Source organism: Streptomyces laculatispora, assembly GCF_017353455.1.
Classification (GTDB): domain Bacteria; phylum Actinomycetota; class Actinomycetes; order Streptomycetales; family Streptomycetaceae; genus Streptomyces; species Streptomyces laculatispora.
This window is the reverse complement of sequence record NZ_JAFMPZ010000082.1, coordinates 15,989-35,974: the sequence shown is the minus strand read 5'-3', so window position 1 is coordinate 35,974 and position 19,986 is coordinate 15,989. Positions and strand designations below refer to the sequence as shown.

General features: G+C 72.8%; 14 protein-coding genes. 8 read left to right on the top strand and 6 right to left on the bottom strand.

Going from position 1 to position 19,986, the window contains the following annotated elements; genetic code table 11:
- Positions 1–2,927, bottom strand: a 2,927-nt coding sequence (locus J1C73_RS04495; RefSeq protein WP_207315183.1) for a right-handed parallel beta-helix repeat-containing protein, incomplete at its 3' end; no start/stop codon positions are given.
- A 394-nt stretch (positions 2,928–3,321) separates the two neighbouring features.
- Complete coding sequence (locus J1C73_RS04490) at positions 3,322–4,275, bottom strand: GNAT family N-acetyltransferase (RefSeq protein ID WP_207315180.1); 954 nt, start codon at positions 4,273–4,275, stop codon at positions 3,322–3,324.
- Between the two features lie 208 nt (positions 4,276–4,483).
- Here J1C73_RS04490 and J1C73_RS04485 point away from each other — a divergent pair, with 208 nt between their 5' ends.
- The gene (locus J1C73_RS04485; protein WP_207315179.1) at positions 4,484–5,050 is read left to right on the top strand and encodes an FHA domain-containing protein; all 567 of its coding nucleotides are present in this window, start codon (positions 4,484–4,486) and stop codon (positions 5,048–5,050) included.
- A gap of 31 nt (positions 5,051–5,081) precedes the next feature.
- Here J1C73_RS04485 and lpdA read toward each other — a convergent pair whose 3' ends face one another.
- Positions 5,082–6,503, bottom strand: a complete 1,422-nt coding sequence (gene lpdA, locus J1C73_RS04480; RefSeq protein WP_207315178.1) for a dihydrolipoyl dehydrogenase — start codon at positions 6,501–6,503, stop codon at positions 5,082–5,084.
- A gap of 97 nt (positions 6,504–6,600) precedes the next feature.
- Between lpdA and J1C73_RS04475 the strand changes: the two genes are divergently transcribed.
- Positions 6,601–7,515: a LysR family transcriptional regulator gene (locus tag J1C73_RS04475; RefSeq protein WP_207315177.1), complete on the top strand. Its 915-nt coding sequence runs from the start codon at positions 6,601–6,603 to the stop codon at positions 7,513–7,515.
- Positions 7,516–7,652: 137 nt separating this feature from the next.
- On the top strand, positions 7,653–8,684 hold the full coding sequence (locus J1C73_RS04470; protein ID WP_207315176.1) for a cytochrome P450: 1,032 nt from the start codon (positions 7,653–7,655) through the stop codon (positions 8,682–8,684).
- Here the strand turns inward: J1C73_RS04470 and treY are convergent.
- Both treY and glgX read right to left on the bottom strand, forming a co-directional pair.
- Complete coding sequence (gene treY / locus J1C73_RS04465) at positions 8,644–11,052, bottom strand: malto-oligosyltrehalose synthase (protein ID WP_207315175.1); 2,409 nt, start codon at positions 11,050–11,052, stop codon at positions 8,644–8,646. The genes J1C73_RS04470 and treY overlap by 41 nt on opposite strands.
- A 90-nt stretch (positions 11,053–11,142) precedes the next feature.
- Entirely contained in the window at positions 11,143–13,308 is a 2,166-nt protein-coding gene (gene glgX / locus J1C73_RS04460; RefSeq protein WP_207315174.1) for a glycogen debranching protein GlgX, read from the bottom strand.
- Between the two features lie 356 nt (positions 13,309–13,664).
- Between glgX and J1C73_RS04455 the strand changes: the two genes are divergently transcribed.
- Both J1C73_RS04455 and J1C73_RS04450 read left to right on the top strand, forming a co-directional pair.
- The gene (locus tag J1C73_RS04455; protein WP_207315173.1) at positions 13,665–14,897 is read left to right on the top strand and encodes a DUF5919 domain-containing protein; all 1,233 of its coding nucleotides are present in this window, start codon (positions 13,665–13,667) and stop codon (positions 14,895–14,897) included.
- Positions 14,898–14,980: 83 nt separating this feature from the next.
- Positions 14,981–15,709: a 3'-5' exonuclease gene (locus tag J1C73_RS04450; RefSeq protein WP_207315172.1), complete on the top strand. Its 729-nt coding sequence runs from the start codon at positions 14,981–14,983 to the stop codon at positions 15,707–15,709.
- 30 nt (positions 15,710–15,739) lie between these two features.
- Here the strand turns inward: J1C73_RS04450 and J1C73_RS04445 are convergent, their stop codons facing one another.
- Positions 15,740–16,606, bottom strand: a complete 867-nt coding sequence (locus J1C73_RS04445) for a phosphotransferase enzyme family protein (RefSeq protein WP_207315171.1) — start codon at positions 16,604–16,606, stop codon at positions 15,740–15,742.
- Positions 16,607–16,732: 126 nt separating this feature from the next.
- Here J1C73_RS04445 and J1C73_RS04440 point away from each other — a divergent pair, with 126 nt between their 5' ends.
- Genes J1C73_RS04440 through J1C73_RS04430 form a run of 3 tightly spaced genes read left to right on the top strand, consistent with a single transcriptional unit; the run spans position 16,733 to position 19,811 of the window.
- A complete protein-coding gene (locus J1C73_RS04440; protein WP_242643709.1) occupies positions 16,733–17,686 on the top strand; it encodes a carbohydrate ABC transporter permease in 954 nt (317 codons plus the stop codon).
- Positions 17,683–18,522, top strand: a complete 840-nt coding sequence (locus tag J1C73_RS04435) for a carbohydrate ABC transporter permease (protein ID WP_207315170.1) — start codon at positions 17,683–17,685, stop codon at positions 18,520–18,522. The genes J1C73_RS04440 and J1C73_RS04435 overlap by 4 nt, the downstream gene beginning before the upstream one ends.
- Positions 18,522–19,811 (top strand): ABC transporter substrate-binding protein, encoded by a 1,290-nt coding sequence (locus J1C73_RS04430; RefSeq protein ID WP_207315169.1) that lies wholly within the window; start codon positions 18,522–18,524, stop codon positions 19,809–19,811. The genes J1C73_RS04435 and J1C73_RS04430 overlap by 1 nt, the downstream gene beginning before the upstream one ends.
- Positions 19,812–19,986: the final 175 nt, after the last annotated feature.

Sequence of the window (19,986 nt, the reverse complement as noted above, 5' to 3'; positions counted from 1 at the left end):
CGGTGGTCCTCCATCAGCTTCAGGAGGGTGTCCACGGCCTCCTGGCCGAAGTCGGCGGAACCGCCGCTCCCGGCGGGGGTGAGGGTGTACGCCTCGTCGATGAACAGCACACCGCCGAGCGCGCGCGTGAACACCTCCTTGGTGAGCTGCGCGGTGTGTCCGACCCACCGGCCCACCAGGTCGGCCCGCGACACCTCCACCAACTGGCCGCGCGGCAGCACGCCCAGCGAGGCCAGCAGCTCCCCGTACAGCCGGGCCACCGTCGTCTTGCCGGTGCCGGGCGGCCCCGCGAAGACCAGGTGGTTGCTGATGCGCGGTGCGGGCAGTCCGGCTTCGGTGCGGCGGCGGGCGGTGGCCAGCAGGTTGACCAGGTCGCCCACCTCCCGCTTGACGGCTGCGAGCCCCACCAGCGCGTCGAGCCGCAGCAGCGGGTCGTCGTCGGCCTTGCGGTCCACGGCCGCCGTCACGCCGACGTCCCTGGCGGTCAGTACCGCCAGATCGCGTTCGTTGACCTCCGGCATGCCCGCGAGCCGGGATGCCTGACGGTCCACCATCTCCTCGAACACCTTGCGGGCGGTGCGCCCGTTGCCGAAGGCCGCGTCGCGCGGAATGGCCTCGAAGTGGCCGTGCAACGCGGTCCGGGCCGCCGGTTCGAGCTCGTAGTGGTGCCCCGTGCACATCCGCTCGACGATGGTGACCAGCTCGTCCGAGGTGTAGTCGGTGAACTCCACGGTGCGGGTGAACCGGGAGGCCAGACCGGGGTTGGAGGCGAGGAAGCCGGTCATCTCCTCGGGGTAGCCGGCCGCCACGACCACCACGTCCTCGCGATGGTCCTCCATCAGCTTCACCAGGGTGTCGATGGCCTCCCGGCCGAAGTCCGCGCCCGAACCGCCGCCGTCGGAGAGCAGTGTGTACGCCTCGTCGACGAACAGCACGCCGCCCAGCGCCTTGTTGAAGGTCTCGGTGGTCTTGATCGCGGTGCCGCCGACGATCTGTGCCACCAGGTCGGCCCGCGACACCTCCACCAGGTGCCCGGTGCGCAGCACTCCGAGTGACGCCAGGATCGACCCGTACAGCCGGGCCACCGTCGTCTTGCCGGTGCCGGGCGGGCCCGCGAACACCAGATGGCGGCTCATCGGCGGGGCGGGCATGCCGAGGCTGGCGCGCCGCTGCGCCAGCCGGTTCAGATTGATCAGCGTCAGGACCTGCTGCTTCACGTCGGCGAGACCGATCAGGGACTCCAGCTCGGCCACCGGACCGGTGTCCTTGTCCGGCTCGGCGGCCATCGGAACCGCGCCGCCGGGCAGTCGCCCGCCGCCCGCCGCCTCGGCGCCCGCCGCACTGCCCCAGGCGTCGGGAGCACCGTTGTCCGCACTGTTCAGGCCCTCGACGGCGAGCCGGTCGCCGGGCACCGCCTGGCGCAGCCCGCTGCCCCGGTTGTCCCGTACCGTGCAGCCGATCAGTGACGCCGGGTCGGTGCCCTCGACCCGTACGCCGTCGGCGCCCGAGCCGGACACCTCGCAGGTCTTCAGGGCCGCCCGTGCGCCCGCGGCGACCAGCACACCGTGCTCACCCGAGCCGGTGACCCGCGCCCGCGCGGCGGACAGCTCGCCCTTCGCCTCGATCCGGACGCCCGCCCCGGCCGCGTCCTGGACGGTGGTGTCGCGAAGGGTGAGCGTGCCGAGTGCCCCGACGTGCACGCCCGCCTCGGCCGCCGTGCGCAGCGTGCTGCCGCCGACGTACAGACTGCCGTGCCCCGAGACGTGCACGGCCGAGCCGGCCGACGCCTCGACGACGCACTCCTCCAGCCGGCCCCGCCCGTCCTTGGCGACCTCCACCCCGTGCGAACCCGGCCGGGTGACGGTGACGCGGCGCAACAACGGGTTGGCGCCGGTGCGGACGACGATGCCGGACCCGCCCGCGTCCCGTACCTCCAGGCGGTCGAACTCACCCGCCGAGTCCTCGTCGAGGAGCACCCCGACGGCCTTCGCGTCCGCCACGACCGTCCCGGTCAGCACCGGCGAGGAGAACCCGTTCACCCGGATCGCCGCGTCCTGCGCGGAGGCGAACACACAGTCCTTGAACGTGCCCCGGCTGCGTTCGGTCACGAACAGACCGTGCCCAGCGGTCCGTTCCGTACGGCAGGCGGTCAGAGTGGGGGAGCTTCCGGCGCCCAGCACGAACCCGTGCCCGGTCGTGTCGGCCACCGACACCTCCTCCAGCACGGTCGGCCCGGTCGAGCTGACGTACACCCCGACCACCGCCTCGCGGACCGAGCCGCGCACCATGCGCACCGTGCTGTCCTCCTCGACGGCGACCCCGGGCTTGTCCGCCGCGGATATCTCGCAGTCCTCCAGGTGCAGGTGTGCCTGACCGTTCGTCAGTACTCCGTTGCCCCGGGTGTCGCGCAGCCTGCCGCCGCGCACGGTGATCCGCCCGCGCTCCCCGGCCACCACCGCCGACGTGCCCAGATGCTGGACGACGCAGTCCTCCAGGAAGCTCTCGTTCCCGGACGTCGAGACCACACCGGCGCCCGCCGGATTGCTGACCCGGCACTCGCGCAGGGCGAGGGACCCGCTGCCGCGCGCGAACAGCGCCGCCCACGCCGAGCCGTGCACCTCGCACCGGTCCATCGCGATCTGTCCGCGCGGCGAGTCGACGACCGGCAGCTCGTCGTCGTGGCCGCGCAGCACCAGGTCGCTCACCATCACGGCGTCGCCGGTGAGGGTCAGCGCGGTGCCGCGCCGGGGCGCCAGCTCCACCGTTCCGGCCCCCTCGGACGCGGTCAGCGTGATCGCGGCGGAAACGGTGAGGGACTCCTCGTAACGGCCGGGACCGATGCTGACGACAGCCCCGGTACGGGCCCGTGCGACGGCCTCCGCGACGGTGCGGAAATCGCCCGAACCGTCCACTGCGACGGTGAGCATCTGGCGTGACACGTATCTGACCTCCCGGCCCCCGGGGCCGGTGGGGCGGCGGGGACACGCGGCATGTGGTGGGGCGTACGGAACTTGAGTGCCCATCATGCCTGTTCCCGCAGGTCGAATGCCATGGTGGTCCGGGCCCGGCCGCAGCTCGCGAACGGCCCCTCCGGCGCCGTGCACCGCGGGCTTCGCGTCCGCGGTCCCCGGCTGCCGGATCGCCCTCGCGGGACAGCCCTCAGGACGCGGAGGCGAGAACCCGCTCCAGGATCCGGTGGCCGGCCCGGCCCCAGGTCGGCCGCCGGGAAGACCTCGATCCCGCGTCCGGCCCACGGAGACGAGCACGAGGTGGGGGCGGGCCGGTACGCGGCCCGGACCGCCTGCCGCGGCGGCGGCTCCGTCAGTCCCACACCATGTCGAAGGCGCGCTCGAAGTTGACGTACCCCAGACGCTCGAAGGACTTCGCCATCGGCACGTTGCCGAGGTCCGTCGCGGCCCGGATCCGCTCCACCCCGTCCTGCCCGGCGAGCACCCGGGTCCCCTCCGTGAGGAGGTCGTCGATGTAGCCGTGGCCACGGTGCGCGGGCAGCACACCGATGTACGCGATGACCGGGTTGTAGCTGTTGCGGGCCGGGATCACGAAGCCGACCGGTTCACCGCCGGGGAGTTCCGCGATGCGCCACCACTCCCGCGGGGTGGTGTAGCCGGCCAGCTCCTCGTCGTAATGCTTCTCCGCGGCCCGGCGCGCCGACAGCCCGGAGGCCAGGTCCTGTTGGCCGTGGGCGTCGAGGGTGCCCTCCATCACGGGCGTCATCAGCGCGAGGAGGTCCTCGCGCCCGGCGACCGGGCGGAACCGCAGCCGGCCGCTGTCGGCGGGCACCGGGGTGCCCGCGCGCCACTCCAGGCGCAGCCGCTCGACCAGCATCCGGGCCCCGGTGCGCTCCATGACCCGGACCCGGGCCTCGACGGCGTCACGGACCACCGGGTCCTCACGCCAGTCCGGCGGCACGTACCGCCCGTACTCGGGACGCGGGCCGCCCGCGGGCACGACCGCCGCGCTCGCCGTCTCCAGCAGCCGCAGGCCCGCTTCGCCGCGCTCGGGCTCGGGCAGGGTGTCGTCGAGGTCGAAGAAGTCGAGAAGGAGCGGCGCCCTGCCGTCCGGGCTCCACCACGCGATCCGTGCCACCACCCGCTCGCCCCGCAACGCCACCCACATCCACTCCGGGCGGCGGCGGCCGGAGTGGAGGTCGTCCGCCAGTTCGTGGTCCAGGACGTACGACAGCCGGCGGAAGAGATCCAGCTCCTGCGCCCCGGTGAGCGGACGGATGGTCAGTTCGGGTGGTGCAGCAGGCACAAAGTCTCCAGGACTACGCGGGAGCGCCCCGGCGGTCGTCGGGGCGGCACGGCGGGAGACGGTAGCAACGTCTCGCTCCGGGCGCCCCTGGATATCCGGGTGAGAGGTGTGCGCAGGGGCCCCGGGCGGGCCGTCGCGCACAGGCCGGGAGCGAGGAAGGAGCGGCCGTTCTGGACACCTTGGGGCGGTCGGCCCGACAATTGGCTCTGTGACGTCCTCCTTCGAGTTCCACACGTATCCCGCGCGGCTGTCCGACGCCCAGCGCGACCGTGTTCTCGGCGTGCTCAGAGAAGGCGCGGCGCAGGGAAAGCTCTCCCACGACACCTTCATCCGGCGCATGGAACTGGCCCTGACCGCGAACCGTTCCGAGGAGCTGGAGGCGCTCACCGCCGACCTGGACAGCGGGGGCCGCTGGACGCGGCAGCTGATGCGGGCCGTCGGCGGGGTCTCCGGCTTTCCCGGGCGGGTGCGCAGGGCCTGGTGGGCCGAGCGGCTGCCCAGGCTGCTGCTGCCGGCGCCGAGCCCGCACCCCCTGCTCATCGGCCGGGATCCGGGCAACGGGCTGCGCCTCAGCCACGAGACCGTGTCCCGGATGCACGCCGAACTGACCGTGCACGGCGGCCGGTGGCTGCTGCGCGACCTCGGCTCGACCAACGGCACCTGTGTCAACGGACAGCGCGTCACGGGCACGGTCTCGGTACGTGAGGGGGACCAGGTGAGCTTCGGCACGATGATGTTCCGGCTCTCCGCACCCGCGCTCACACCGCCCGCGTAGCGCGTCCACGAACGGCTCGCCCGGCCGGCTCTCACGCCTGCTGGTGCAGTCCGCGGCCCGCCAGGGTGAGGAAGGCCTCGCCGACCGCCTCCGAGAGCGTCGGGTGGGGGTGCACGTGGTGGGCGACGTCGGACGGCTCCGCGTCCCAGCCGACGATCAGCTGGCTCTCGGCGATCATCTCCGAGACGTGCGGCCCGACGAGATGGACGCCCAGGACCCGGCCGCCCCGCTCCGCGACCACCTTCACCATGCCGCCCTGCCCGTGCACCATGCCCTTGGCGACCGCCGTCAGCGGCATCGTGTTGACCACGACGTCGTGCCCGGCGTCACGGGCCTGTGCCTCGGAGAGCCCCACCGACGCGGTCTGCGGGGCGGAGTACGTCACCCGGGGCACCGCGGCGTAGTCCACCGGCGCCGGACGCAGCCCGGCCAGCGTCTCGGCCACCAGCAGCCCCTCGGCGAAGGACGCGTGGGCCAGCCCGGGGGACGGCGGCGGCAGCAGGTCGCCCACCACGTGAATGCCCGGCACGGCGGTCTCCAGCCGGGACCAGTCCCGAGGGGCCACATGCCCGCGCCCGTCGGTGCCCAGCCCGGCCGCGGCGAGCCCCAGACCGTCCGTCACCGGGGCCCGGCCCACCGCGACGAGCAGCCGCTCCGCCTCCACCGTGCGGCTCTCACCGCGCGGGGTGCGGACGGTGGCCCGCACCCCGTCGTCGAGCACGGCCGCCTCCAGCAGCCGCGCACCCGTCCGCACATCGATCCCGCGCTTCTTCAGACCACGGGTCAGATGCCGGGACACATCGGCGTCCTCCAGGGGCACGAGCCGGTCTGCGGCCTCCACCAGGGTCACCCGGGCCCCCATCGACCGGTGCAGGGAGGCGTACTCGACGCCGATCGCCCCGCCGCCCAGCACCAGCACCGATTCCGGCAGGCCGGGGGCGAACAGCGCGTCGTCGCTGGTCACCACCCGCCGCCCGTCGGCCACGAGCCCCGGCAGCATGCGCGGCCGCGACCCGGTGGCGAGGACGACGCCGCGCCGGGCGGTGACCTCCCCGTACCCGCCGATCCGGGCGCTGCGCGGGCCCGTCAACTCCGCGCTGCCGTGCACCACTTCCACCGCCGCGTGCGCGAGGTGGCCGGCCACGCCGCGGTGGTTGCGGTCCACGATGTCGTCACGGGTCGCGACGAGCGCCGGCCAGTCCACCGACTCCAGGGTCGCCTTCACCCCCCACCGCTCACGGGCCTCCGCGATCCCGTCGACGAGCTCGGCCGCGTGCAGCATCGCCTTGCTGGGGACGCAGCCCCGGTGCAGACAGGTGCCGCCCACCTTGTCGCGCTCCACGAGAACCACGCCCAGGCCGAGCGCCGCGGCCCGCAGCGCGGTCGAGTAGCCGCCCGTCCCCCCGCCGATCACCAGCACATCGGTCCCGGTCACCTTCTCCGTCTGTGTCATGGCTCCCACCCTCCGCCCGGCCCTTGCCATGAGTCCAAGGCAATGTTTGTGTGGGTCCGATGCACAACGTTCATGGCTGAGGGCGGGGAGCGGCGCGATGAGTCTGCGTCAGATGGAGTACTTCCTCACCGTCGTCGAGGAGTCCTCCTTCACCCGGGCCGCCGAACTGCTCCACGTCACCCAGCCCGCGCTGTCCCATCAGATCAAGGCCCTGGAGCGGACCGTCGGCGGCGCCCTGCTCGAACGGCTGCCGCGCGGTGTGCGCCTGACCCCGATGGGCCGCGCCTTCCTGCCGCACGCCGAGCGGTCCGTGCGCAGCGCCGCCCAGGCCCGGCGCGCGGCGCGGGCGGCGGCGGGCGCGGAGGGCGGCGAACTCCACATCGCCACCGTGCACGCCATCGCCGTCGGCATCCTTCCCGAGGTCTTCGCCCGCTGGCGCGGCGCGCACCCCGGCGTCGGCCTGGTGCTCCACGAGTACGCCACCACGGAGGCACTGGAGGAGCAGATCGAGCGCGGCACCGCCGACCTCGCCGTCGGCCCGCCGCCCGCCGACTGGCCCGGCCCCGTCGTCCCGATCGGCGAGGAGGAGATCGTCCTGGTCGTCCCGTTCGACGACCGGCTCGCCGGACGCGCCTCCGTCCGCCTCCAGGAGCTCGCTGACCGTGCCTGGGTGCGCTGCGCGATGGAGGCCGTCGTGCACGGCCGGCCTTTCCTGGACTGGGTCTGCGCCGAGGCCGGCTTCGTCCCGCGTACGGCGGTGCGGACCGAGCACACCTCGACCGCGGTACGGATGGCGGCCGCCGGGGTCGGCATCGCGACCGCCCCCGCGCACGTCGTCCGGGGAGCGGTCGGCGAGGACTGCGCGGTGCTCACCGTCGACCCGCCGTGGGCCCGCCCGCTCGCGGTGTTCTCCCGCGTCGAACTGACCGGCGCCGCCGCCGCGTTCACCGAACTGCTGGACGCGTCCTGGCCGCCGGGCCCGGGGACCGCCCCGTCACCGGGCGGGCGGTGAGCGCAGGACGCGGCCGGGCAGGGCGGTGAGCGCCCCGTCACCCGGACGGCCGCGCGCCGACTGCGGCGGGTCCGTTGAGGTGATGCCCTGAGGGGGACCGCGCCGCACACCGGCGCACCGACCGCCCGGGGGTACGGATGCAGGCCGACACCCCCGGAGACATACCCGCCCCGACGCCCTCGCCGGACCTCCGCGTCGACGGGCCGCCGAGGTCGCGCCGGACGACCCGCCCCGGCGGCCCGAGCCTCCTCGCCCCCGGCGCGGCCCGCGACCCGTACCGGCTCTACCGGATGCTGCGCGAGGAGTACCCGCTCAGCTACGACGCCCCGCTGGGAGCCTGGCTGATCAGCCGGTACGACGATGTGGTCACCGCGCTCACCGGCCCGGGGTTCACCGGCTTCCCGCACGACGGGGCACCTCGCGGCGGCCCCGCACCGCTCGGCCTCTGCCACGGCAGCCCCCGCTGCCTGCCCCGTGACCGGTACACGGTGGAGACCGGCTCCGTGCCCCGGCACCTGGCCGAACGCGTCGAGCGGACCGCGTACGTGCTGGCCCGGCGCATCGCCGGGCGCCGGCAGGCCGATCTCGTCGAGGAGTTCTGCCAATGGCTGCCCGCCGGTACCGGGCCGTTCCGGTCCTCGTCGCGCTCCGGTGGCGGCGCGCCCGCCGACGAAGGACCCTGCACCCGGCGCACCGGACTGCGCGAGACGGCGCTCGCCTCGTTCCTGGCCAACCTGCTGGACGACCCCGACCTGCTGGCCGCCCTGCGCGTCGAACCGGCACTCGCCGGCCGGGCCTGGACGGAGTCGATGCGCCGCGACCCGCCCGTCCAGGTCGTGCTGCGGCGCACCCTCACCGAGGTCACCCTCAGTGGTGGCACCCTCCCGGCGCGGTCCCCCGTCGCCTGCCTGATCGGCGCGGCGGGACGCGATCCGGAACGGTTCGTGGCGCCGGACCTGTTCGACCCCTTCCGCCGCGACCAGGGCCACACCACCACCACCGGCCCGGCGGGCTGCCCGGCCGTGGTGCTCGGCCGGCTGGAGGCCGAACAGGGCCTGCGCGCCCTCCTGGACGCCATGCCCCGGCTCCGCTGGGCGGACGGATTCAGACCGGCCGCCACCGGCCTGCTCACCCGGGGCCCGCGGTCCCTTCTGGTACGACCCGGCTGAGCAGTGCCACCGGCCGCTCGGCGAACAGCTCGGCCACCGCGGCCGTGCCGCCGGAGAACTCCCGGCCCGGGGCCAGCAGATCCCGCCACACCCCGTCGTCCGGCAGCGTCAGCTCCGTCCCGCGCCAGCCGCCCGCCCGGGCCAGCCGCAGCGACAGCCGGGTCACCGCGGTGACGACCTCGCCCGAGCGGCAGAAGGCCACACAGTGCGCGGCCGCCGGACCGGAGGCCGTCAGCGGGGCGTACGTGCCCGACTCACCGAACACCCCGGGCCGCTCACGCCGAAGCCGCAGCGCCGCCACCGTGAGAGCCTCCTTCTCGTCGGAGGGCGCGCTGGAAGGCGTGTACGCGGACGGGCGGCGAAACGGCCGCCGGTTGTCCGGGTCGACCAGCGCCAGGTACGCGCGCTCGGTGCCCTGGTAGAGATCCGGCACCCCCGGCATCGTCAGCTGCACCAGCGCCGCGCCGAGCACATTGGCCCGCACCTGCGGGGCGAGCGTGCCCGCGAACCTCTCCAGCAGCGCCCGCACCGGACCGGTGGCGGCGGCCGGACCGGCGGCGACGAAGTCGGACATCGCCCGCTCGTACCCCGGATCGGGTTCGGTCCAGCTGGTGAACAGCCCCGACTCGCGCACCGCCTTCAGCAGCGCGGGCTCCAGCCGCGCCGCCTGCTCACCGGCCGGGAACCCCACGCAGCCGAACGCGGTCTGCCACGCCTGCCAGGCCAGCTGCGGATCGGGGGCGGCCGCCGGGGCCGTCCGGGCCAGCTCCGCCACCAGCCGCGACCACTGCCCCGGACACTCCGAGAGCACCGCGACGGCGGCCCGGACGTCGGCGCTGCGCTTGGTGTCGTGCGTGGTCAGCGCCGTGCCGGTGGCGGGCCAGTCCCGTGCGAGCCGGGTGCAGAAGGCATGGAAGTCCTCCGGAGCCACCGCCGGCTGCCCCGGATCACCGCCCACCTCGTTGGCGGAGATCAGTGGCACGTACCGGTAGTACGCGGTGTCCTCGACCGACTTGGCCCGCAGCGCGGACGCCGTCTGCGCGAACCGGTCGCAGAACGCCGCCCGGTCGCCGCCCGGGCCGAGCCGCCCCAGCGCCAGCTCCCGCACCACATCGACGGCCGACGCCTCCTCCCGCACGGTGAACACCGCCTTGGCCTCGCTCACCGCCGTCGCGTCGAGCGCCGCCCCGGCCGACTCCGTGCGGGGCCCGCCGGCCGTCACGTACGGGCGGTAGACCGGTACCCGGACCAGCAGTTCGCGTACCGCGGTGTGCAGCGCCCACGGGGCGTGGTCGCGCAGAGCGGGGTCCCCGGCGCAGATGCGCGACGCCAGCCGGGTCAGCAGTGCGGTCTCGGCGGCCAGCTCATGGGTGACGACTCGGTACGCGGCGCGGCGCACGGTCGCCTTCCAGTAGCCTCCCCGGTCGCCGGCCGGGGAGGCGGACTCCCGGTAGTGGCCCAGCAGTTCCGCGGCGCCCAGCGGGTCGACGAAGAGACCGTCGATCCGGTGCAGCGCGTCGTACCCGGTCGTCCCGGCCACCGCCCAGCCGGCCGGCAGCGGCTCGGGACCGGTGAGGATCTTCTCCACCACGGTCCACGCACCGCCGCTCGCCTCGGAGAGCCGCTCCAGATAGGCGGCCGGGTCGGCGAGTCCGTCCGGGTGGTCGATCCGCAGACCCTCGACGGTCCCGTCCCGTACCAGTTCGAGGATCTTGGCGTGGGTGGCGGCGAAGACCTCCGGGTCCTCCACCCGCACCCCGATCAGCTCCGAGATGGTGAAGAACCGCCGGTAGTTCAGCTCGGTCCGGGCCAGCCGCCACCAGCCGAGCCGGTAGTGCTGGGCGTCCAGCAGCTCAGGCAGGCCGAGACCCGCGGTGCCCGCCCGGAGCGGGAACTCCTGCTCGCCGTATCGCAGCACCTCCCCGTCGACCCGGAGCCCGCCGATCTCCTCGCCGAGCCGGCCGCCGAGCACGGGCAGCAGGATCCGCCCGTCGCCCGCCGCCCAGTCGATGTCGAACCAGCGGGCGTACGGGGAGCCGGGCCCCTCGCGCAGGACCTCCCGCAGCGCGTGATTGTGCCGGGGGTCGGCCGCCATGTGGTTGGGCACGATGTCCAGGACCAGCCCGAGACCGTGCTCCCGAGCGGTGCGGGCGAGCCGCCGCAGCCCTTCCTCGCCGCCCAGCTCGGCGCGCACCCGGCCGTGGTCGACGACGTCGTAGCCGTGCCGGGAGCCGGGCACGGCCTCCAGGACCGGGGACAGATGCAGATGGGAGACGCCGAGCGTGGCGAGGTACGGCACGGCGTCCTCGGCGGCCGAGAACGGGAAGTCCGGCTGGAGCTGAAGCCGGTACGTGGCGGAAGGCGTCATGGAGGCGTTCGTACCCAGATCCGGGCCCTCTGTGTCACCCGGTCGCGCACAACTGCCCGACCGGCGGTGCCGCCCACCGCTCCCGGCCCGCTACGCCGGCCGCTGGAGCACCGCCATGCTCCGCCCCACCAGCGTCACCCGATCGCCCGCCGCCACCTTCGGCCCCGCACCGGTCAGCACTCCGGCCGGGCGCGCCGTGTCGACGACCACATGCCACTGCCGCCCATGGTTCACCGGGACGGCGAACTCCAGTGTCTCGGCGCTCGCGTTGAACATCAGCAGGAAGGAGTCGTCGGAGATCCGTTCGCCGCGCGGGCCGGGCTCCGAGATGGCGTGCCCGTTCAGAAAGACCGTCAGGGCCTTGGCGTGCGCCGCCTGCCAGTCCCGCTGGGTCATCTCCTCGCCCTTCGGCGTGAACCAGGCGATGTCCGAGAGCTCGTCGTGCGTGCCCTCCACCGGTCGTCCGTGGAAGAACCGGCGGCGCCGGAAGACCGGATGGTCCCGGCGCAGCCACACCATGGCCCGGGTGAACTCCAGCAGGCTGCTGCCGAGCCCGTCGCCGCTCTGCGGCTCCGCCTCCTCGCCGTCGTCCGCCGCGGCCTCGGCCGGGTCGGGCCAGTGCACCCAGGACAGCTCGCTGTCCTGGCAGTACCCGTTGTTGTTGCCCAGCTGGGTGCGGCCGAACTCGTCGCCGTGACTCAGCATCGGCACACCCTGCGACAGCATGAGGGTGGCGATGAAGTTCCGCATCTGCCGCTCGCGCAGCTCCAGCACCTCGGGCTTGTCCGTGTCGCCCTCCACGCCGCAGTTCCAGGACCGGTTGTGGCTCTCGCCGTCCCGGTTGCCCTCGCCGTTGGCGTCGTTGTGCTTGTCGTTGTACGAGACCAGGTCGTGCAGGGTGAATCCGTCGTGGCAGGTGGTGAAGTTGATCGAGGCGAGCGGCCGCCGGCCGTCGTCCTGGTACAGGTCGGAGGAGCCGGTCAGGCGCCCGGCGAACTCCGCCAGGGTCCGGGGCTCACCGCGCCACAGGTCCCTTACCGTGTCCCGGTACTTCCCGTTCCACTCGGTCCACAACGGTGGGAAGTTCCCCACCTGGTAACCGCCCTCGCCCACGTCCCACGGTTCCGCGATCAGCTTCACCTGGCTGACCACCGGGTCCTGCTGCACCAGGTCGAAGAACGACGACAGCCGGTCCACCTCGTGGAACTGACGGGCCAGAGTGGCCGCCAGATCGAAGCGGAACCCGTCCACGTGCATCTCGGTCACCCAGTACCGCAGCGAGTCCATGATCAGCTGGAGCACGTGCGGGGAGCGCATCAGCAGCGAGTTCCCGGTCCCCGTGGTGTCCGTGTAGTAGCGCTGGTCGTCGGCGAGCCGGTAGTACGAGGCGTTGTCCAGGCCCCGGAAGGAGAGCGTCGGACCCAGGTGGTTGCCCTCCGCCGTGTGGTTGTAGACCACGTCGAGGATCACCTCGATGCCCGCCTGGTGCAGCGCCCGTACGGCCTGCTTGAACTCGAGCACCTGCTCGCCCCGGTCGCCCCAGGAGGCGTAGGCGTTGTGCGGGGCGAAGAATCCGATGGTGTTGTAGCCCCAGTAGTTGGCGAGCCCCGCGTCCGCCAGCCGGTGGTCCTGGACGAACTGGTGCACCGGCATTAATTCGATCGCCGTGACCCCGAGCTCCGTCAGATGCGCGATGACCTCCGGATGGGCCAGCCCCGCGTAGGTGCCGCGCAGTTCCTTCGGCAGCCCCGGGTGAAGCATCGTCAGGCCCTTCACATGGGCCTCGTAGATCACCGTGCGGTGGTAGTCCGTACGGGGCCGCCGGTCGTCGCCCCAGTCGAAGTACGGATTGACCACGACGGATGTCATGGTGTGCGGCGCCGAGTCGAGGTCGTTGCGCGCGTCGGGCCGGCCGAACGGATAGCCGTACACCGCCTCGCCCCACTGGATCTGTCCGGCGACCGCCCGTGCGTACGGGTCGAGGAGCAGCTTCGCGGAGTTGCAGCGGGCGCCGCGCTGCGGCTCGTACGGCCCGTGGACCCGGAACCCGTACCGCTGACCGGGCATCACCCCGGGCAGATAGGCGTGGCGGACGAAGGCGTCGGTCTCCCGCAGCTCCACCGCCGTCTCGGAGCCGTCGTCGTGCAGGAGGCACAGCTCGATTCGGTGGGCGGCCTCCGAGAAGACCGCGAAGTTGGTCCCGGCGCCGTCGTACGTGGCACCGAGGGGGTACGCCTGTCCCGGCCAGACCTGCATAGATTCGACTCTTCCACTCTGATGCGGTTGCCTGGGGAATGCGGGCTCCCTGGGGCAGATCTTCCCCGAAAGAGCGGCCCTTACCTAGGACGTCGCCCGGTCCGGTCAACATCGGGCCCCTCCGTGTCGCCCGGGACCGGAATCCGGCGGACCCACCCGGCCCGCTGTCCGGTATGCGGCTTGCGGTGGGGTGTTTAATCACTATGAATCCGCTCACTACGGCAGATCTCGTCCCAGGGAACGGGCTTGATCGGTAGGGGAGTTGAGAAAGCAGCCTGCGCATCCGGCTGCACCGGCTCCCGCTCGCGGAGTACCCTTCCTTGATCGTTGGTGGGGGAGTGGAAGGCGGTGTGCGGGTGAGCTCGGGAGGTTTCGAGCTGCCCCCAGGTGACGCTGGTCACGAGGGGGACGCCACCGATGTGCCGCCCGGGGCGGTCTCGCTCGCCCGGCCCCTGGAGATCGGTGCGGAGCTGGACTGGGGAGCGGACGCCTGGAGCGAGGTGCGCACCCGCGCTCAGCGGGCCGGGCGCGCCTACATCTGGCTGAATCTCGTGGAGCAGCGGCTGCGCGCCGTGGTCTCCGCGGTGCTCCGGCCCATCTACGAACCGGTCCACGGCGAGGACTGGGTGGTGGCCGCTGCGGGACCCGCCGGGCAGGAGTGGGTGCAGCGCGCCGTCGCCGTGCGCGAGGTCTCCCGCCGCAAGGGCTATCTGCTCGACCCGGCCGACGACAACGTCCTGAGCTTCCTCACGCTGCCTCAACTGCGTGAGCTGATGGTTCAGCACTGGCCCTGCTTCGAGGCCTACTTCGACGACCGCCGCGATGTGGAGCTGGCCCTCGACGAGCTGGAGGTCGCCCGCAACGTGGTCTCCCGCAACCGCGCGCTCAACGAGGCGGTGCTCGCCCAGGCCGAGCGCGCCTCCGCGCGGCTGCTGGAGATCCTCGGCAGCGGCGCCGCGGTCCCGTCCGCCGACCGGCTCCCCGTCGACGCCGTCGAGGAGCTGGTGGGCGACCGGTACGCGGATGTGGTCTCCGTCCACTCCGACCGGGTGCGGCTCCAGCGCCAGCTGCCCGCCGAGGACCTCTTCGGGGGAGCGCGCCGGCTGGACGCGATCGGCATAGGGCTCAATCTGCTGGTGCAGAACTTCTCCGGCCGCCGGCTGATCCGGCTCGCCGAGTCGGGCTGCCGGGTCCGCCTGCTGTTCATCAACCCGGCCAGCAGCGCGGTCAAGCGCCGGGAGCGGGAGCTGGGGCTCAAGAAGGGCGAGCTGAGCCGGACGGTGGAGATGAACATCCTCCACATGCGCCGGGTTCGCTCCAAGCTCCGCGATCCGGGCGCCTTCGAGATCCATGTCTTCGACGAGACACCGCGCTTCACCGCCTACCTGGTGGACGGCGACGGGGCCGACGCGGTGGGGGTCGTCCAGACCTATCTGCGCCGGGCCCGCGGCATGGAGGCGCCCGTGCTGGTGCTCCGGGGCGGCGGGCGGGCGGTGGTCCGGGCCGGGCAGGACAGCGAGCACGGACTCTTCGAGACGTACCGCGAGGAGTTCGAGTCCGTGTGGACGGACTCCCGGCCGGTCTCCTGAGGGGCCGTCCCCGGGAGGGCGCTGTCAGTGGCCCGTGCGAGGGTGGTCGTCACCTGGGGGAAGCACCACGAAGGAGGTACGGGATGAGCTGGCACCGGTATGCGCTGGTCGGCTTCGACCTGGAGACGACGGGTACGGAACCACTGGAGGCCAGGATCGTGACGGCCGCGGTCGTCGCCGTCGACGGCAGCGACGGCGAACCGGTGAGCCGGCACGCCTGGCTGGCCGATCCGGGGATCCGGATCCCCGCCCAGGCCTCGGCGATCCACGGCATCAGCAGCGAGCGGGCTGCGGCGGAGGGCCGGCCGGCGAGCGAGGTGGCCGACGAGATCGCCGACACCCTGACCGGCTACTGGCGCCGGGGCGTGCCGGTGGTCGCGTACAACGCGGCCTTCGACCTGACGCTGCTGACGGCGGAGTTGCACCGCCACGGGCTTCCGTCGCTGAGCGACCGGCTGGGCGGCGCGGGGATCGGTCCAGTCGTCGACCCGTACACGATCGACCGGGCCGTCGACCGCTACCGCAAGGGCAAGCGGAATCTGGAGGCGGTCTGCGTCGAGTACGGAGTGGTCCACGGCGGAGCGCACGACGCGACGGCGGACGCCCTGGCCGCGGTCCGGGTGGCGTACGCGATAGCCGGGCGGCACGCCTCGGTGGCCGCGCTGACGGGGGCGGAGCTCCACCGGCGCCAGATCACCTGGTACGCGGAGTGGGCCGCCGACTTCCAGCAGTTCCTCCGCCGCAAGGGCGAGGCGGACGCGGTGATCGACGGCCGCTGGCCGGTCCGGGAGCCGGTGCGGGTGTCGGGCTGACCACGCCCGTGCCGCCCGGTGCGGGCCCCCTCAGAACGGGTACCACCGCACCGCCGCGTCACCGTCGCGCAGCGACGCCACGCGCCTGCGGAACTCCGCGAGCGCCTTCGGGTTGGCCGGCGCGTGCTGCGCGACCCACGCACAGCTCGCGGTCTCCCGTGCCCCGCGCAGCACCGCGCAGCCGTCCCACTCCCGGACGTCCCACCCGTACGCCGAGGTGAACGCGTCATAGGCGTCGGCCGCCAGCGCGTACCGGTCCCGGGACAGGGCCAGCACCACCAGATCGTGCTCGCGCAGATCCGTCGAGAAGGTCTCCAGGTCCACCAGGACCGGCCCGTCCGGACCGACATGGACATTGCGCGGGAGCGCGTCGCCGTGGATCGGGCCCGGGGGCAGATGCGGCACCAGCGCGGCGGCGGCCGTCGCGAAGCCGTCGCGGCGCTCGCGCAGATACGCCGCGTCGGCCGGGTCGATCGAGTCGCCCGCAAGACCCAGCCAGCGCTCGACGCCGCCCAGCAGCTCCCGGCGGGGGAGGACGAGGCCCTCCGGGGCCGGCAGTGCGTGCACGGCGGTGAGCAGCGGCGCCAGATCCCGCGGCTCCGCGGGCCGCACCGCGTCGGGCAGCCGGTGCCACAGTGTCACCGGGTGGTCCTCGACCAGCCGTGCCGAGGGCTCGGCGGCCCGTACCGCGGGGACACCGGACGCGGCGAGCCACTGCGCGACGGCCACCTCGCGCTCGGCCCGGACCCGCAGCTCCGGACTGCGCACGGCGTCCCGGCCGATCTTGACCACCAGGTCGCCCACGGCGAACACCGCGTTCTCGCCCAGCGCGAGCAGCTCCGCGTCGCCGGGGTGTCCGGCAGCGGTCAGTACCTCGCGCGCTCGCATGTCGTTCATGGATCCGATTTTCGCATCCGTGCAGGCTGTCTTGACGAACCGGCGGGCCCTCAGCACGATGACGGAGGCCACCTGAGCGGCCAGAACGGTATCAAGCCGGTCGAATGACGCAAGGGGGTCGCATCCATGACATTGGCGAGCGCAACGGTCCCGTCCGAGCGGCACGAACCGCCGGGCGGCGGCCCGCCCGGCAAGGGGTCCGCGCGGATCAACCGGAGCGCCGGTACCTGGTTCCTGGTGCTTCCCGCCCTCATTCCGATCCTGGTCCTCAGCGTCGGCCCACTGCTCTACGGCATCGCGCTGTCCTTCACCGACGCCCAGTCGGGCCGGACGAGATCCACCCAGTGGACCGGGGTGCTGAACTTCCAGGACCTGCTCCACGACGGACTGTTCTGGGAGTCGTTCAGGATCGGCCTCGTGTGGGCGGTCGGCGTCACCGTCCCGCAGTTCGTGCTGGCACTCGGCCTGGCGCTGCTGCTCAGCCAGAACCTGCGAATGCGGTGGCTGGCGAGGGCGCTGGCGATCATCCCGTGGGCGATGCCGGAGGTGGTCGTCGGCATCATGTGGCGGCTCGTCTACAACCCGGACGCCGGAATCCTCAACGAGACCATCCGTGATCTGGGACTCGGTGACGGCCGCGACTGGCTGACCGGCCTGGCCACCGCGCTGCCGGCGGTGATCCTCGTCGGGGTCTGGGCCGGTATGCCGCAGACCACGGTCGCCCTGCTGGCCGGCCTGCAGAACACCCCGTACGAACTCCACGAGGCGGCCGCCCTGGACGGCGCGGGCGCCTGGCGCCGATTCCGCACCGTCACCTGGCCGGCGCTCAGGCCGGTCGCCCTGTCCATCACCGCCCTCAACTTCATCTGGAACTTCAACTCCTTCGCCCTGGTCTACGTGCTGACCAACGGGGGGCCGGGCGGCCGTACCCGGCTGCCGATGCTCTTCGCGTACGAAGAGGCTTTCCGGTACGGGCAGTTCGGCTATGCCGCGGCGATGGGGTGTGTGATGGTCGCGGTGATCTCCGTGATCCTCGCCGTGTACCTCGTGGGACGGCTCGGCGGAGGTGAGGACCGATGAGTCCGCGTACCCGCACAACCGCGCGCGCCGGACAGTACGTCGCGCTCCTGTGCTACCTGGTCTTCCTGGCGTTCCCGTTCGTGTGGCTGATCTCCACCGCCTTCAAGCCGGCACCCGAGCTGGGCTCCCTGCACCCCACCTGGATCCCCCAGCACCCGACGCTCGACAACTTCCGGGCCGCCTTCGACGAACAGCCGCTGCTCCGGGCCGCCGCCAACTCGCTGATCGCCGCAGTCTCGGCCGGGATCATCGCCGTCGTCATCGCCACCCCGATGGCCTACGTGACGGCCCGCCACCGTTCGCGGCTCTCCACCGCCGCCACCGGCTGGGTGGTGGTCAGCCAGGCGTTCCCGTTCGTCCTGCTGATCATTCCGCTCTTCCTGGTCCTCAAGTATCTGCATCTGATCAACACGCTGTGGGGGCTGATCATGGTGTACGTCGTCTGGTCGCTGCCGTTCGCGCTGTGGATGCTGGTCGGATACGTACGGGCCGTCCCGCCCGAACTGGAGGAGGCGGCGGCGGTCGACGGCGCGAGCCGGCTGCGGACGCTCGTCTCGGTCACCGCCCCGCTGCTGGCCCCCGGGATCGTCGCCACCGCACTCTTCGCCTTCATCACCGCATGGAACGAGTTCTTCTTCGCGCTCGTCCTGCTCAAGACACCGGAGAAGCAGACCTTGCCGGTCGTACTGACCCACTTCCTCGGCGCGGAGGGTGCGAGCGACCTGGGGCCGCTCGCCGCCGCCGCGTTCCTCGCCACCCTTCCCTCGCTCGTCCTCTTCGCGGTCATCCAGCGGCGGATCACGGGCGGCATGCTGGCCGGGGCGGTGAAGAGCTGATGCGCGCGGTGCTGCGTACGGCAGCCGCGGCGGCCACCGCACTGGCCCTGCTGCTCACCGGGTGCGGCGGGGGCGGCGGCCGGGCGGACGGGAGGATCACGATCCGCTTCCAGTCGCTGGCCTGGCAGAAGGAGTCCGTCGACGCCAACAAGCAGTTGGTGAAGGAATGGAACGCGAGCCATCCCGATGTCCGGGTCCAGTACGTCCAGGGCAGCTGGGACAGCGTCCACGACCAGCTCCTCACCTCGTTCGAGGGGGACGAGGCACCGGATGTCATCCATGACGCGTCCGACGACCTCGCGGACTTCGCCTACGGCGGCTACCTCGCCGATCTGCGCACCCTGCTGCCGGACCGGCTCACCGCCGACATCCCGCAGCAGAGCTGGCGCACCAGCACCTTCGACGGCGGTGTCTACGGGGTGCCCTTCCTCCAGGAGCCCCGCGTCCTGATCGCCAACACCAGGATCCTCAGGGCCTCGGGGGTCCGCATCCCGACCCCGGCGAGGCCCTGGAGCTGGACGGAGTTCCGGCGGATCACCAAGGAGCTGACGGGCAAGGGCCGTTACGGAGTGGCCTGGCCGCTCAGGGAACCGGTCTCCGCCACCCTCAACCTCGGCCTCTCGGCCGGTGGCGAACTGTTTCACCGTGGCGCGGACGGAAAGGTCACGCTCGCCATGGACGAGGGCGATCTCGTCGTCCCCCGGACCATCCGCGACCAGGTCGGCACCGACCACAGCGCCGCCCGCACGGCGCTCGGCATGGGGGGCGGCGACACACTTCCGGGTCTCTTCGGCGGCAAGTACGCCATGGTGCCGCTGGGGTTCTCCTTCCGCCAGCAGGTGGCCGAGCAGGCCCCGAAGGGCTTCGAGTGGACGGTGCTGCCCGCCCCGGCCGGCAGCGCGGGCCTGGCCCAGGGGGTGAGCCCGCAGACCCTGTCGGTCGCCCAGGACAGCCCGCACAAGAAGGAGGCCGTGGAGTTCATCGACTTCCTGCTGCGGCCGGCGAACACGGTGCGCCTCGCCAAGGGGGACTGGATGCTGCCGACCGGCAGGGCGGCCCTGGCGGACCCCTCGCTGCACACCGCCGACCGGGGCTGGGCCACCGGCGCCGCTCTCGCGGGCGCACTGCGTTCCGCTCCCGCCCAGTCCGTGCGCGGCTATCCGGAGTGGAAGGACAAGGTCGCCACCCCCGCATTCCAGGAGTACTACAGCGGTGCGATCGACGCGGCGGAACTGAGAAAGCGTCTGGTCCAGGACGGGAACCGGGTGCTGGCCCGCTATCAGCGATGACTTCGCACGAGAACCTCAACCTATTACCGACCGGTACGTATCTTTCCCGCGTCGAGGCGCCGGCGATCCGGTCGCGGGGCAGCGCCCGGAGCCACGGCAAACATCCTGAACAGTGGTGATTCAGACAATCATCGGCATGAATCCGCCTCTTCACGCTCTTGCCGGGACCTGCGGA

Coding starts and splice junctions, on each gene's coding strand:
- J1C73_RS04470 (WP_207315176.1), top strand. CDS start 7,653: ATGCAGGCCGACACCCCCGGAGACATACCCGCCCCGACGCCCTCGCCG.
- J1C73_RS04440 (WP_242643709.1), top strand. CDS start 16,733: ATGACATTGGCGAGCGCAACGGTCCCGTCCGAGCGGCACGAACCGCCG.
- lpdA (WP_207315178.1), bottom strand. CDS start 6,503: ATGACACAGACGGAGAAGGTGACCGGGACCGATGTGCTGGTGATCGGC.
- J1C73_RS04430 (WP_207315169.1), top strand. CDS start 18,522: ATGCGCGCGGTGCTGCGTACGGCAGCCGCGGCGGCCACCGCACTGGCC.
- glgX (WP_207315174.1), bottom strand. CDS start 13,308: ATGCAGGTCTGGCCGGGACAGGCGTACCCCCTCGGTGCCACGTACGAC.
- J1C73_RS04475 (WP_207315177.1), top strand. CDS start 6,601: ATGAGTCTGCGTCAGATGGAGTACTTCCTCACCGTCGTCGAGGAGTCC.
- J1C73_RS04445 (WP_207315171.1), bottom strand. CDS start 16,606: ATGAACGACATGCGAGCGCGCGAGGTACTGACCGCTGCCGGACACCCC.
- treY (WP_207315175.1), bottom strand. CDS start 11,052: ATGACGCCTTCCGCCACGTACCGGCTTCAGCTCCAGCCGGACTTCCCG.
- J1C73_RS04450 (WP_207315172.1), top strand. CDS start 14,981: ATGAGCTGGCACCGGTATGCGCTGGTCGGCTTCGACCTGGAGACGACG.
- J1C73_RS04435 (WP_207315170.1), top strand. CDS start 17,683: ATGAGTCCGCGTACCCGCACAACCGCGCGCGCCGGACAGTACGTCGCG.